General features: G+C 60.5%; 2 protein-coding genes. Both read left to right on the top strand.

Annotated features, from left to right (window positions below):
* Positions 1 to 133: 133 nt before the first annotated feature.
* Complete coding sequence (locus tag HLH34_RS19085; protein WP_183121139.1) at positions 134 to 325, top strand: hypothetical protein; 192 nt, start codon at positions 134 to 136, stop codon at positions 323 to 325.
* A complete protein-coding gene (locus HLH34_RS19245; protein ID WP_220792280.1) occupies positions 322 to 1,002 on the top strand; it encodes a hypothetical protein in 681 nt (226 codons plus the stop codon). Before HLH34_RS19085 ends, HLH34_RS19245 begins: the two co-directional genes overlap by 4 nt.
* The last annotated feature ends 106 nt before the right edge of the window (positions 1,003 to 1,108 follow it).

Here is a 1,108-nt window from a genome sequence, read left to right as displayed (position 1 = left end):
CCGCCAAGGCCGGTCTCCAGTTCCGCTTCGCTCCACCTCCGACCGACCTTGGCGACGGAGGTGCTTATGCACTAACAGTCACAGCGGACTACCCGGTGGGGGCTGCTCAATGCGGAAGCGAGGCGCGGTATCTGTGACGATTCCCTATCTGCCGTGCCTCGCGCAGATGGAGAAGGCGAATGTGACAGTATTCGAAGCTCTGGAAGGCAAGCGTCCTTCCTCCGGCACCGCGCAGAGCATTTTCTGGAAGGCCATGACGCGCCGGTGGCATGAGAGTATCATGACGAATATCGAGCGGAGCGGTCAGCCGGATCTGTTCCTGTGACGGAAGGGGCGGCCGAGGGGCCGCCTTCCACTTACCAGGCGCTTCAAAAGGAGCGGCGTGTACGCGTTCTGGAAGCGATGAGCGCGGCGGGGGTCTTCCCCCACGAACCCCTCGGCTTCCTGTTGCTTACCATGGTCGACGACCAGGTTGCGCAATCGGCCGCGATCGACTCCCTGCTCGAACGAACGGCCGCGAACGCCAACAGGCTGGAAGCGTTGTTGCCGGAAGTCCGTAGGGAAGCTGACGCCGAGATGAGAATCTTGCGGGAACAGACCGCATCAGCTCGTCAGCTGGCAGCTACGGTGAAGGTTCAGGTTGAAGAATATGGTCGCAACCAGGCCACCGTGATGACCGGCGCGGTTGTGAGGGAGACGCTGGAGAGCCTGCGTGAAGCCGTTTATGCGATGTGGAGGCAGGAGCTTCCGGCGACGGTGCAGGATCTGCTCTTCGAGTTCCGGTTTCGCTGGATCGTCATCGGGCTGCTGGTGATCCTGGCGGTTATGGGAATCGGGGCCGGCATCACGTATGAGGTGATGCGCTACCCGGAGCGAATAGGCCGTTACTGTCTGACGCGGATGATCGCGGACACGAAGGACGACGCGTTGTGGTGCCAACTGAACTGGCACGACGTCCGGCAAGGGGACCGGGGCAAGGCTGGGCTGTCGAGCAACCACTAGAGCATAATCTGATCTAATTGAGTCGTTTTTGGATTCCCATATTGGTCAAAATCTGATTCATCCTGATTGCCGGGATGGGGGCCGGCGATCATGACCCGAGCACTAT

Origin of the sequence: Gluconacetobacter azotocaptans, from assembly GCF_014174355.1 — a bacterium.
Classification (GTDB): domain Bacteria; phylum Pseudomonadota; class Alphaproteobacteria; order Acetobacterales; family Acetobacteraceae; genus Gluconacetobacter; species Gluconacetobacter azotocaptans.
The sequence above is the reverse complement of the archived record's forward strand: the minus strand, read 5'-3'. Positions and strand labels throughout refer to the sequence as shown.